This is a genomic window from Ameyamaea chiangmaiensis (assembly GCF_013376175.1).
GTDB classification, from domain to species: Bacteria; Pseudomonadota; Alphaproteobacteria; order Acetobacterales; family Acetobacteraceae; genus Ameyamaea; species Ameyamaea chiangmaiensis.
Genome location: NZ_JABXXR010000091.1, coordinates 1 through 11,503, shown reverse-complemented (window position 1 = coordinate 11,503; position 11,503 = coordinate 1). Strand labels below are relative to the sequence as shown.

At 66.5% G+C, this 11,503-nt stretch carries 9 protein-coding genes and 1 pseudogene; 7 read left to right on the top strand and 3 right to left on the bottom strand.

What is annotated here, in order from left to right:
- A pseudogene (locus tag HUK82_RS11160) lies at positions 1 to 413 on the bottom strand (hypothetical protein); the annotation flags it as partial.
- A gap of 173 nt (positions 414 to 586) precedes the next feature.
- On the opposite strand from HUK82_RS11160, the gene truB reads away from it, so the two are divergent.
- From truB to HUK82_RS11140, 4 genes are all read left to right on the top strand, one after another.
- The gene (gene truB, locus HUK82_RS11155; protein ID WP_176614027.1) at positions 587 to 1,507 is read left to right on the top strand and encodes a tRNA pseudouridine(55) synthase TruB; all 921 of its coding nucleotides are present in this window, start codon (positions 587 to 589) and stop codon (positions 1,505 to 1,507) included.
- 22 nt (positions 1,508 to 1,529) lie between these two features.
- Entirely contained in the window at positions 1,530 to 1,799 is a 270-nt protein-coding gene (rpsO, locus tag HUK82_RS11150; RefSeq protein WP_176614026.1) for a 30S ribosomal protein S15, read from the top strand.
- Between the two features lie 251 nt (positions 1,800 to 2,050).
- Positions 2,051 to 4,201, top strand: a complete 2,151-nt coding sequence (gene pnp, locus HUK82_RS11145; protein WP_176614025.1) for a polyribonucleotide nucleotidyltransferase — start codon at positions 2,051 to 2,053, stop codon at positions 4,199 to 4,201.
- Positions 4,202 to 4,354: 153 nt separating this feature from the next.
- Positions 4,355 to 5,773, top strand: a complete 1,419-nt coding sequence (locus HUK82_RS11140; protein ID WP_176614024.1) for an NAD(P)H-dependent flavin oxidoreductase — start codon at positions 4,355 to 4,357, stop codon at positions 5,771 to 5,773.
- 55 nt (positions 5,774 to 5,828) lie between these two features.
- Here the strand turns inward: HUK82_RS11140 and rdgB are convergent, their stop codons facing one another.
- Together rdgB and rph are read right to left on the bottom strand one after the other, a co-directional pair.
- Positions 5,829 to 6,437, bottom strand: a complete 609-nt coding sequence (rdgB, locus tag HUK82_RS11135; RefSeq protein ID WP_176614023.1) for an RdgB/HAM1 family non-canonical purine NTP pyrophosphatase — start codon at positions 6,435 to 6,437, stop codon at positions 5,829 to 5,831.
- Positions 6,434 to 7,153, bottom strand: a complete 720-nt coding sequence (rph, locus tag HUK82_RS11130; protein WP_176614022.1) for a ribonuclease PH — start codon at positions 7,151 to 7,153, stop codon at positions 6,434 to 6,436. The genes rdgB and rph overlap by 4 nt, the downstream gene beginning before the upstream one ends.
- A 178-nt stretch (positions 7,154 to 7,331) precedes the next feature.
- On the opposite strand from rph, the gene hrcA reads away from it, so the two are divergent.
- The 3 genes from hrcA to HUK82_RS11115 all read left to right on the top strand — a co-directional run.
- Entirely contained in the window at positions 7,332 to 8,405 is a 1,074-nt protein-coding gene (gene hrcA / locus HUK82_RS11125; RefSeq protein WP_176614021.1) for a heat-inducible transcriptional repressor HrcA, read from the top strand.
- 109 nt (positions 8,406 to 8,514) lie between these two features.
- Positions 8,515 to 9,402 (top strand): aldo/keto reductase, encoded by an 888-nt coding sequence (locus HUK82_RS11120; protein WP_176614020.1) that lies wholly within the window; start codon positions 8,515 to 8,517, stop codon positions 9,400 to 9,402.
- A gap of 123 nt (positions 9,403 to 9,525) precedes the next feature.
- A partial coding sequence (locus tag HUK82_RS11115; protein WP_176614019.1) for a penicillin-binding protein 1A occupies positions 9,526 to 11,503 on the top strand: 1,978 nt, incomplete at its 3' end.

Below are 11,503 nucleotides of genomic sequence, written 5' to 3'. Positions count from 1 at the left end.
AGTCCGCCCAGCCGCGCGAGAAGGCCGCGGCGGGGCGCCTTGACTGGGGGCGTGGTCTCGATCGACGCGGGCAGGAGGTCCAGCAGGCGGGTCGCGGGCTTCGGCAGGCCGGACAGGTCCAGCGACCGGTGGTCTGCGGCGGCGATCCGTTCCGCGTCCCACAGGAAGGCGATCAGGCTTGTGTCCCACGCGCCGAGGCCGCTTGTCTCGAAGGACAGGGCCGCGCCGGGACTGGTGCCCGCAAGACCGTGAAGGGCGTCTGGCGGCAGTTCGGGAAGAGCCCCACTGCCCGCGACCCAGGCCCCCGCCAGCCGAAGGGTGGGCCGACCATCCTGTACGGCGACGTCCCAGTGCGGCGCGCCGGCGTCGGAGCCCGCACGACCGGCAGGAGAAGGTGAGGGGGGAGGCGGCATGATCCTGCCATCAAACCCCTTTATCGGCGGCTACGCCATACCCCTTGTTGCGTAAGGAACTGGAATGCGTGCGCGGGCCTGGGCCGGCGGCGTCTGCGCGGGGACTTGACCGTTGCGCTGTGACGGGCCCTCGGCTAAGCCTCGCGTCTCTTTTTTTTATGGTGAGGTTGCCGATGCGACGCAGGCGCGGACGCGCTCTTGACGGCTGGCTGATTGTCGACAAGCCGTCGCATGTCACGTCGACCGACGTGGTCAACAAGGTCCGCCGCGCGTTCGACGCGCAGAAGGCCGGCCACGGCGGCACGCTCGATCCACTGGCGACCGGTCTGCTGCCGGTCGCGTTCGGGCGCGCGACCAAGACCGTGCCGTATGTCATGGACGGCACCAAGACCTATCGGTTCACCTTGCGGATCGGCGAGAGCCGGGACAGCGACGACGCGGAGGGCGCGGTCACGGCGACCTCGGAGGCGCGTCCCACCGACGACATGTTTCGGGCGGCGTTGCCTGCGTTCGTGGGCAACATCATGCAGGTGCCCCCCGTCTATTCGGCCCTCAAGGTCAACGGGGAGCGTGCGTATGACATGGCGCGCGACGGGCGTCCGCCTGACCTGCCCCCGCGTCCGGCGCGCGTCGACCGTTTCGAACTGATCGACCGTCCCGACGCCGATACGGCGGTGTTCGAGGTCGAGTCCGGCAAGGGGGTCTATATGCGGGCTCTGGCGCGCGACATCGCCCTGGCCTGCGGAACCGTCGGGCACGTGGCGGCACTTCGTCGCCTGCGGGTCGGTCCGTTTTCCGAGGCGGACGCGATTATGCTGGACAAAATCCTTGCAACCGACGACAACGCGCCTGCCTCGCCGGAGCTTTTGCTGCCGGTGGCGACCGCGCTGGCCGACATCCCGGCGCTGGCCGTTACCGAATCACAGGCCAGGGCCCTTTCCTATGGGCAGGCGATCAGCCTGTTCGACCTGATGGGGTCCATCCCAGATGCGTGCGATCCCGATGGCGGGCTGGTGCGTGTGATGGGCGGGGGGCGCGTTGTGGCGCTGTGCAGGCTCGGAGAGGGTCTGATGCGGTCCGAACGTCTGCTTTGAACTGATCTGAATGGAGACGACGATGTCGATCACTGCCGAGCGCCGCACCGCGCTTATCGAAGAATACAAGACCGCCCCCACCGACACGGGATCGCCCGAAGTGCAGGTCGCCCTGCTGACCGAGCGCATCACCAACCTGACCGAGCACCTCAAGACGCATGCGAAGGACTTCCATTCGCGTCGTGGCCTGCTGATGCTGGTCGGTAACCGTCGCGGTCTGCTTGATTACCTCAAGCGCAAGGACCAGCAGCGCTACCAGACCCTGATCGGTCGTCTGGGCCTGCGTCGCTGATGCACGCGGCGGGGCGCAGGCCCCGCCATGTGCCTCGGCCGATCCGGCCCGGGTGACCGGGTCGGTCTTTTCAGGAACAGCGGTCGCGACCTGGTTGCGGCGAAGGTGTCCGGATCGGTCCGCGGCGTTTCAGGCCACATGGTGTTCTGGCGGTTGCCGTCATTTCTCCATGCCGTCCGAAACGCTGTCTTTCATGACCCCGATCATCGACCTCCGTCCCGGCAGGCTCCGTGGCCAGACAGGAGCATCCGATGTTCAATTATTTCCGCAAAGAGATCGAATGGGGCGGTCGCCCCCTGATCCTCGAGACCGGCAAGATCGCCCGCCAGGCCGATGGCGCCGTCGTCGTGACCTATGGCGACACGGTCGTCCTGTGCACCGCCGTTGGTGCCAAGAGCGTCAAGCCCGGGCAGGATTTCTTCCCGCTGACGGTCAACTATCAGGAAAAGGCCTATGCCGCGGGCAAGATCCCGGGTGGCTTCTTCAAGCGCGAAGGTCGTCCGTCCGAGGCCGAGGTCCTGAATTCGCGCCTGATCGATCGTCCGATACGCCCGCTGTTTCCCGACAACTTCCGCAACGAGGTCCAGGTCGTCGCGACCGTGCTCAGCCATGACATGGAAAACGACCCGGCGGTCGTGGCCCTGATCGGCTGCTCGGCAGCGCTGACGCTGTCTGGCATTCCGTTCTTCGGCCCGGTGGCCGCGGCTCGCGTGGGCTATTCGGACGGCGCCTACGTTCTGAATCCGACGATCGCCGAGATGAAGACCAGCGCGCTTGACCTCGTGGTGGCGGGCACGTCCGACGGCGTCCTGATGGTCGAGTCCGAAGCCAGCGAGCTGTCCGAAGAGGTGATGCTGGGTGCCGTGACCTTCGGTCATGAGGCGTTCCAGGCCGTCATCGACGCGATCGTGTCCTTGGCCGAGCACGCGGCGAAGAAGCCGTGGGACCTGTCGGGCCCCTCGAAGGAAGAGCTGGCGCTTCGTAAGAAGATCGACAAGCTCGGCCGCAAGTCGATCGCCGCGGCCTACAAGGAAAAGGTCAAGCAGGCCCGATACGAGAAGGTCGGCGCCGCCAAGGCCGCGATTCTCGAGAAGCTGGCCGAGGAAGGTGCCGACGTCGACGCCGCCAAGCCGATGCTCAAGGAGCTCGAGGCCGACGTGGTGCGTGGCGCGGTGCTCGACACCGGCCTGCGTATCGATGGCCGCGACCTGAAGACGATCCGTCCGATCGTCTCCGAAGTCGGCATCCTGCCGCGTGCGCACGGCTCGGCGCTGTTTACCCGTGGCGAGACGCAGGCGCTGGTCGTCGCGACGCTCGGCACCGGGCAGGACGAGCAGGTGATCGACGCGCTCGAAGGCGAATATCGCACCAACTTCATGCTGCACTACAACTTCCCGCCCTATTCGGTGGGCGAGTGTGGTCGCATGGGTTCGCCGGGTCGCCGCGAGATCGGCCATGGCAAGCTCGCGTGGCGCGCGGTCCACCCGCTGCTGCCGGGCAAGGACGTCTTCCCGTACACGATGCGCATCGTGTCCGAGATCACTGAGAGCAACGGTTCCTCCTCGATGGCGACCGTATGCGGCACCTCGCTGGCGCTGATGGATGCCGGCGCGCCGCTGAAGCGGCCGGTTGCGGGCATCGCGATGGGCCTGATCAAGGAAGATCGCGGTTTCGCGGTTCTGTCCGACATCCTGGGCGACGAGGATCACCTCGGCGACATGGACTTCAAGGTGGCGGGGACCGAGGCCGGCATCACCGCGCTGCAGATGGACATCAAGATCACCTCCATCACGCCGGAGATCATGGAGATCGCCCTTGGGCAGGCCCGCGAAGGTCGCCTGCATATCCTGGGCGAGATGTCCAAGGCGCTGAGCGAGGGGCGGTCGGACGTGTCGTCGGCGGCGCCGAAGATCACCACGCTCTCGGTGCCGAAGGAAAAGATCCGCGACGTGATCGGATCGGGCGGCAAGGTGATCCGTGAGATCGTCGAATATTCCGGCGCGAAGATCGACATCGGCGATGACGGCACGATCACGATCGCCGCGATGAGTGACGATCAGGCCCAGCGCGCGATCGAGCGTATCAACGGGATCGTGGCCGAGCCGGAAGTGGGCAAGATCTACAACGGCAAGGTCGTCAAGACCGCCGATTTCGGCGCGTTCGTGAACTTCATGGGCGCTCGCGACGGTCTTGTGCACATCTCTGAGTTGGCCCAGGCCCGCGTTGCCCGCACGGCGGACGTCGTCAAGCAGGGCGATGCCGTCAAGGTGAAGGTGATGGGCTTCGACGATCGCGGCAAGGTTAAATTGTCGATGCGGGTTGTCGATCAGGAAACCGGTGCCGACATCTCGGATAGCGTGGGTGCGAAGCCCGCCGGCCGTCCCCGCCGCGACGAAGGCTGACGCCGCTCGCGGCCTCCGGCCCGGGCGTTCGGGTCGGGGGGCACGGAACATAGTATGTCACCGGATTTGCCGGTGACGCCGTGCTAGGACATCCCCGCGCAGGCGGGGATGTCTTTTTAAAAAGCCTGCGGGCCTGTGAGGCGAAGGATCAGGATGAAGTCGATCAACGCGATCCGTATGGGTGGGGCGGATGTCCTGCCGCTGGTCGAGGGTGGCAAGGGCGTCTCGGTGTCCACCGGCGTGTCGTCGGGCCACTGGGCGGCAGCGGGAGGGGCCGGCACGGTCTCCATCGTGAATGCCGACAGCTACGACGAGCACGGGCAGCCTGTGCCCCAGATCTATCACGGCCGCACCCGCCGGGAACGGCAGGAGGAATTGGTCGACTACGCCATCCGCGGTGGCGTGGCGCAGGTGCATGCGGCGCACGAGATCGCGGGCGGCCAAGGGCGGGTCCACGCCAATATCCTGTGGGAGATGGGGGGCGCCGAGCGCATCATCACCGGCGTTCTGGAACAGGCCAAAGGCATGGTGCATGGTCTGACCTGCGGCGCGGGCATGCCCTATCGCCTGTCCGACATCGCGGCCCGGTTCGGCATTCATTACTATCCAATCGTGTCGTCGGCCCGCGCGTTCAGCGCGCTGTGGAAGCGTGCCTATTCCAAGACGGCCGATCTTCTGGGCGGCGTCGTCTATGAGGATCCCTGGCGCGCAGGTGGCCATAACGGCCTGTCCAACGGCGAAAATCCGCTCGAGCCGGAAGACCCGATGCCGCGCGTCCTGGCCTTGCGCCGGCTGATGCGGACCTTCGGCCTTGGCGATACGCCGATCATCATGGCAGGCGGTGTCTGGTGGCTGGAGGAGTGGGAGGACTGGATCGACAACCCCGATCTCGGGCCGATCGTCTTTCAGTTTGGTACCCGGCCGCTTCTGACCAAGGAAAGTCCGATTCCGGAGGCCTGGAAGCGCAGACTGATGACGTTGAAGGAGGGCGATGTGTATCTCAATCGCTTCTCCCCGACGGGTTTTTATTCCTCGGCGGTCAATAACCATTTCATGCAGGAACTGCGGGCCCGTTCGGAACGGCAGGTCGCGTTTTCGGCCGAGCCGGTCGGGGAACACACCGCCGGTTTCGGGGTGGGCGCACGCGGTCGGCAGGTGTTCATGACCGAGGCCGATCTGGCCCATGCGCGGCAATGGGTGGCCCAGGGCTTCAGCGAGGCGTTGCGTACCCCGGACTCGACCCTGGTGTTCGAAACGCCGGAAGCCGCGCGTCAGATTCTGGCGGATCAGGTCGCCTGCATGGGCTGCCTGTCAGAGTGTCGGTTCTCAAACTGGAGCCAGCGCGGCCCGGATTACACCAACGGCCACAAGGCTGACCCGCGCTCGTTCTGCATCCAGAAGAGCCTGCAGGCCGTCGCGCATGCACACGCCGACGAGGCCGAAGCGGTGATGGACAACAACCTGATGTTCGGTGGCACCAATGCGTGGCGCTTCGGCGCCGACCCGTTCTATTCCAACGGCTTCGTGCCGACGGTAAAGGAACTGGTGGCCCGGATACTCACCGGGCGCTGAGACGCAAGGGGGAGCGTGCCGCACGCTCCCCTTTCTGTTCTGACGATGTCTGGGCTTACTGCGGCAGACAGGCCGCGCGAAACAGTGCCAGCGCGCGGCCACGGTGGCTGACGGCATTTTTTGCCGTCCCGTCCATCTCCGCGAATGTCCGGTGGTCGCCCGCAGGCACAAAGATCGGGTCATAGCCATGGCCGTGCTCGCCGCGCGGTGGCCACACGACCTGACCGTCGACCCGCCCTTCGAAGGTGTCGACATGTCCGTCCGGCCACGCGAGACACAGCACACACGAAAACCATGCGGATCGATCCGCCGCCACGTCCATTTCGGTGTGAACGCGTTCCATCGCCATGGCGAAATCGCGCCCGGGACCGCCCCAACGGGCGGAATAGACGCCCGGCGCACCATCAAGGGCCGCGACGCAAAACCCTGAATCGTCGGATAGTGCGGGTTTGCCGGTCGCCGTGGCCGCGGCCAGAGCCTTGATCGCGGCGTTGCCGGCAAAGGTGTCGGCCGTCTCGTCCGGCTCTGGCAGTGCGAGCGAGGCGGCGCCGAGGACGCGCACGCCGGACCCGGCCAGCAGTGTCTCGAACTCGGCGAGCTTGCCCCTGTTATGACTGGCGAGCACCAGTTCCGTGCCGACGACCAGACGCCGCGCGCCGCTCATGGCGTGCCGAGTGCCGCGCGCTGTGCCTCGAAGAGACGCGCGGTGCCCAGACGGGCCAGACGCATCAGTTCGGCGAACTGTTCGTCGGTGAAGGGGCTTTTCTCCGCCGTGGCCTGCACTTCCACAATACCGCCGCCGTCGGTCAGGATGAAGTTCGCATCGGCCTCGGCGGTGCTGTCCTCCGCGTAATCCAGATCGGCGACGGCGCCCATCTCGGTCAGTCCGCAGGAAATCGCGGCGACCTGCCCGGTGATCGGGCTCGCCTTGAGGACGCGCGTCTCGACCAGTTTGCGCACCGCCAGCGACAGCGCCACCCATGCACCGGTGATGGAGGCGCATCGCGTGCCGCCATCGGCGTTCAGCACGTCGCAGTCCAGGGTGATGGTCATCTCGCCCAGCGCGGCGAGGTCGACCACGGCGCGCAGGGAACGGCCGATAAGGCGCTGGATTTCCTGCGTGCGACCGGACTGCTTGCCCTTGGCCGCCTCGCGGCTGCCGCGCGTATGGGTCGCGCGGGGCAGCATGCCGTATTCGGCCGTGACCCAGCCCTTGCCCTGGCCGCGCAGAAACGGCGGCACGCGCCCCTCGACGCTGGCTGTGCACAGGACCTCGGTGCCGCCCATGCGGATGAGGACGGACCCTTCCGCATGGTGTGAAAAGCCCGGCTCGATCGAGACGGTACGAATGGCGTCAAGCGCGCGACCTGAGGGACGCATGGGCTTCTCCTTGGCAATAAAGATAGGGCGCCGGACGATGTGGTCCGGACACGCGGCGTGTGGAGCGGGGCATAGCGCGTCGGCGGGGGCGTTGTCACGGCCCCGTCGCCGCGCCACATTGGTCGGCAACGGCCGGTCAGGCCGGATGGTGCGCGCATTCATCAGGACGGAGGATGGTATGGAAATTGACCTGGCCATGCTGGCGCGCAGGCCCTCCTTTCCGAAAGATCTCAACGCCCGGGCCGCGACCATTCTGCGCGAAGTCGTCGAACAGTATGTCGAGACCGGCGATCCGGTGGGATCCCAGACCCTGTCGCGGCGCCTGCCGATGTCGTCGGCGACGATCCGCGCGGTGATGGCCGATCTGACGACGGCCGGGCTTTTGTTTTCGCCGCACACCTCCGCCGGGCGTCTTCCCACCGAACTGGGGTTGCGGCTGTTCGTGGACGGGATGCTTCAGTTCGGCAGCCTGTCGGAGGACGAGCGTGCCTCCATCACCCATTCGCTGGAGGTGCGCGGCCGCTCCATGCAGGACATGATGGCGCAGGCGTCGTCCATGCTGTCAGGGCTGTCGCAGGCGGCGGGCCTGGTGATCGCGCCGAAGAATGAAGGCGCCATCAAGCATATCGAATTTGTCGCCCTCGGCCCGCAGCGCGCTCTGGTGGTGATCGTGGGCAGCGACGGGCAGGTCGAAAACCGGGTGATCGAGACGCCGCCCGGCCTGCCTCCCGCGGCGCTGATCGAAGCGGCCAACTACCTGAATGCGCGGCTGTCCGGCGACACGCTGGAACGTCTGCGCGAACGTGTGGCCGAGGACATGGCCGCCAATCGCACGCAACTGGATCAACTGGCGGCAGGCGTGGTCGAGACCGGGCTGGCCACCTGGGCGAAGGACGGCAACGCGGTGAGCGGAACGCTGTTCGTCCGGGGGCAGGGACGGCTGCTGACCGACGTGACTGAGCTTGAACGCCTGTCCACGATCCAGATGCTGTTCGATCGGCTCGAAACACAGGAGACCATGTTGCGTCTTCTGGAACTGGCGCAGGAGTCCGAGGGCGTGCGCATTTTTATCGGTGCGGAAAGCGGACTGTTCGGGATGTCGGGCCTGTCGATGATGCTCGCCCCTGCCCGGAACGAGGCCCAGCGCGTCGTCGGCGCAATCGGGGTCATCGGTCCTACGCGCATCAACTACGGACGCATCGTGCCGGTCGTCGACTATACGGCGCGCGTGATCGGCCAGATGCTCGGATAAGCGCCGGTTCACGTCCGTGCGGATGCAACAGGACCGGACCCGGGACGTATGAACAGGCGTCGCGGCGACGCGACCGCCACGATGTAAGCCCCAAGACAGGAGATGACACATGTCCTTACCCGATGCCCGCGCCGCGGGAACATTTCGCATCGGCGGCGATCTGGAGGTCGTCAGGCTCGGCTTCGGTGCGATGCGCATCACGGGCAAGGGGATCTGGGGCGAGCCTGCCGACCGCGACGCCGCTCTTCGCACCCTGCGCCGCACCCGCGATCTCGGGATCGATTTCATCGATACGGCCGACAGCTATGGCCCGTTCGTCAGCGAAGACCTGATTCGCGAGGCGCTCTATCCCTACGGTCCGACGATCATCGCCACCAAAGGCGGCCATACGCGCCATGGCCCCGATATCTGGCGGCCCATCGGCAATCCCGACTACCTGCGCCAATGCGTTCTGATGAGCCTCCGGCGGCTCAGGCTGGACAGGATCGACCTGTGGCAGTTGCACCGGATCGGGGCCGACTGCCCGGCGGAGCAGCAGTTCGAGGTCATCGCGAAGATGCGCGAGGAAGGGTTGATCCGTCATGTCGGCCTGTCCGAAGTCTCGGTCGCGGATATTGAACGGGCGGAGGAGTTCTTTCCCGTCACGACCGTGCAGAACCGCTTCAACCTCATCGATCGAAAGTCCGAGGACGTGCTGGACCACTGCGCGGGTAAAGCGATCGGCTTCATCCCGTGGGCGCCTCTGGCGGCGGGCGGCCTCGCGCGGGGTGACAACGCGTTGACCCGGATCGCGAGCGCGCAGGACGCGTCGCCGGGGCAGGTGGCGCTGGCGTGGCTGCTCCGGCGTTCACCCGTCATGCTGCCGATCCCCGGAACGGGCAGCCCGGATCATCTCGACGACAACACCCGCGCCGCGAGTGTCGCCATCAGTGACGCCGACTTCGCCGAACTCGATCGGCTGGGGCGGGAAGCCTGGACACAGGCCTCCGCGCGTTGAGGCAAAATAACGGCGCCCGTGGGGCGATTGTGCGAAATTGCACGATGTGCGCGCGGGGGGCGACGCGGCCTCGCCTCGGTGGTATGGAGGGCCGCATGAAAGCCCTCGCCCTGATCGTGCTCCATGCCGCCCGCTGATGATGGTTATCGCGCATCCGGCCGCGCACCCTTGACGCGCCGTTCGACATCGGGTGGTCGCGGGCCCCTGCTGTCGCCGCGTTTTCGCAAGGTACGCCGGGCCGCGGCGATCCTGGGGGCGAGCACGATCCTGGTGACCTTCGTCGCCGGGACCGTCACGTGGCACAAATACGGGCAGCTGGTCTCCGACCTGCCGACGGTCGGCAGCTTGCGCCAGTATCAGCCTCCGGTCATGAGCCGCATCTACGGGGCCGATGACCAGACGGTGGCGGAACTGGCGGCCGAACGCCGCATCTTCGTGCCGGCCAGCGCGATTCCGGACCGGGTGAAGAACGCGATCATCGCGACCGAGGACCACAAGTTCTATTCGCACGCCGGTGTCGACCCTGCCGCCATCGTCCGCGCCGGGCTGACGGACCTGTTCATGCCCAAAGGCCGTCGCCCGCTTGGTGCGTCGACCATCACGCAGCAGGTCGCGCGTATCATGCTTCTGGGGTCGAACAGCCTGTCTCTGAGCCGCAAGGCCAAGGAGGCGCTGCTGGCGATGCGGATCGAGCAGACGTTGTCCAAGGACAAGATCCTGGAGATCTATCTCAACGAGATCTATCTCGGCGAGGGCGCCTACGGTGTGGGCGCGGCCGCCCAGACCTATTTCAACAAGCCGCTGGATCAGCTCGATAACGCGGAGGCCGCCTTTCTGGCAGCCCTGCCGAAATCACCCACCAACTACAACCCGTATCGCTTTCCCCAGGCCGCGCGCGACCGCCGCGACACGGTACTCGAAAGCATGGCGGCGCTGCATTTCATCACACCGGACGAAGCGCGTGCGGCCGAAGCGGAGCCTCTGCTGCCCAAGACGTTCCGCCGACCCGGCCCCGCACCGGGATCGGAGTGGTTCGCCAGTGAGGTGCGCCGTCAGCTGGTGGAGCGTTACGGCCTGACCCAGACCATGCAGGGCGGCCTGTATGTGCACACAAGCTTCGATTCGAAGCTTCAGCAGACCGCGACGGCGGCCCTGCGTGACGGACTGATGCAGTACGACCGCGCGCATGGCGGCTGGCGCGGCGCGGTCGCGCATGTCGGCGGTCTGACGGCGGGACGCGGGCGTGGAATCGCGGCAGGCGACGACTGGAGCACCGCCCTGCATGCGCTCAAGCCGACGCCGGGCATGCTGGACAGCTGGCGCATGGCGGTCGTCCTGACGCCCGCGACGGGACAGGTCGGCTGGATCGAGCCAATGAGCGGCGAGACGCACACCGGGCAACTGGAAGGGCGCGACGTCGGCTGGATGCGTACGTTCCACCCGCTGGTGGCGGGCGACGTCGTTCTGGTCGAGCCCGAGGCGAACGGCGGCCGCGTGATGATCCGCCAGGTGCCGCATGTCGAAGGGGCCCTTGTGACCCTGGATGTTCATACCGGGCGTGTCCGGGCGATGGTCGGTGGCTGGTCGTTCGATGCCTCGCAGTTCAATCGCGCGACCCAAGCGTTGCGCCAGCCGGGATCGTCGTTCAAGCCGTTCGTCTATCTGACGGCGATGGAGCAGGGGATATCGCCGTCGCAGAAGTTCGACGATTCGCCTGTGTCCTATGGAGACTGGCATCCCAACAATTACGAGATGGACTTCTGGGGGCCGACCAGCCTGCACGATGCGCTACGGGAGTCGCGCAATCTCGTCACCATTCGGCTGGCGGCGCATCTGGGGATGAAGAGCGTCGCCGATATGGCGATACGCCTCAAGCTGGTCGACCAGATGCCGCATGTGTTGCCCGCGGCACTCGGGGCGGTCGAGACGACCGTCCTGCGCGAGGCCGGTGCCTATGCGACGATTGCTAATGGCGGTCGTCTGGTGACGCCGTCGGTCATCGACGACGTGCAGGATCGCGACGGGCACGTTCTGTGGCGGGCCGACGGCGTGACCATGACGACCGGCCCCGTGCCTCCGCTGTCCGTGGCGCCGCCACCGG

What these genes read in the sequence shown, in the direction of transcription:
- truB (WP_176614027.1), top strand. Translation starts at nt 587, where the DNA reads ATGCGACGCAGGCGCGGACGCGCTCTTGACGGCTGGCTGATTGTCGAC.
- rpsO (WP_176614026.1), top strand. Translation starts at nt 1,530, where the DNA reads ATGTCGATCACTGCCGAGCGCCGCACCGCGCTTATCGAAGAATACAAG.
- pnp (WP_176614025.1), top strand. Translation starts at nt 2,051, where the DNA reads ATGTTCAATTATTTCCGCAAAGAGATCGAATGGGGCGGTCGCCCCCTG.
- HUK82_RS11140 (WP_176614024.1), top strand. Translation starts at nt 4,355, where the DNA reads ATGAAGTCGATCAACGCGATCCGTATGGGTGGGGCGGATGTCCTGCCG.
- rdgB (WP_176614023.1), bottom strand. Translation starts at nt 6,437, where the DNA reads ATGAGCGGCGCGCGGCGTCTGGTCGTCGGCACGGAACTGGTGCTCGCC.
- rph (WP_176614022.1), bottom strand. Translation starts at nt 7,153, where the DNA reads ATGCGTCCCTCAGGTCGCGCGCTTGACGCCATTCGTACCGTCTCGATC.
- hrcA (WP_176614021.1), top strand. Translation starts at nt 7,332, where the DNA reads ATGGAAATTGACCTGGCCATGCTGGCGCGCAGGCCCTCCTTTCCGAAA.
- HUK82_RS11120 (WP_176614020.1), top strand. Translation starts at nt 8,515, where the DNA reads ATGTCCTTACCCGATGCCCGCGCCGCGGGAACATTTCGCATCGGCGGC.